Consider the following 529-nt stretch of genomic DNA (forward strand, 5'->3'; position numbering starts at 1 on the left):
TACACTCAAGTCATCCAGTTTCCGATGCGAACCGGGGTTGAGCCCCGGGCTTAAACACCAGACTTAAATGACCGCCTGCGCGCGCTTTACGCCCAATAATTCCGGACAACGCTTGCCCCCTACGTATTACCGCGGCTGCTGGCACGTAGTTAGCCGGGGCTTTCTTCTCCTATACCGTCACACAAAGAGCAGTTACTCTCCTTGCTGTTCGTCTAGGGCAACAGAGCTTTACGATCCGAAAACCTTCATCACTCACGCGGCGTTGCTCCGTCAGACTTGCGTCCATTGCGGAAGATTCCCTACTGCTGCCTCCCGTAGGAGTCTGGGCCGTGTCTCAGTCCCAGTGTGGCCGTTCACCCTCTCAGGTCGGCTACGCATCGTCGCCTTGGTGAGCCGTTACCTCACCAACTAGCTAATGCGCCGCAGGCCCATCTTCAAGCCACAGATTGCTCCGTGTTTTATGATTCTCTCATGCGAGAGTACCAGTTATCCGGTCTTAGCTATCGTTTCCGATAGTTATCCCAGTCTT

The 529-nt window shown here is 54.6% G+C and carries 1 rRNA gene; it reads right to left on the reverse strand.

What is annotated here, in order from left to right:
- A 16S ribosomal RNA gene (locus A8708_RS00020) occupies nucleotides 1-529 on the reverse strand; the annotation flags it as partial.

The organism is Paenibacillus oryzisoli (assembly GCF_001653565.1).
In the GTDB taxonomy this organism is placed as follows: domain Bacteria; phylum Bacillota; class Bacilli; order Paenibacillales; family NBRC-103111; genus Paenibacillus_E; species Paenibacillus_E oryzisoli.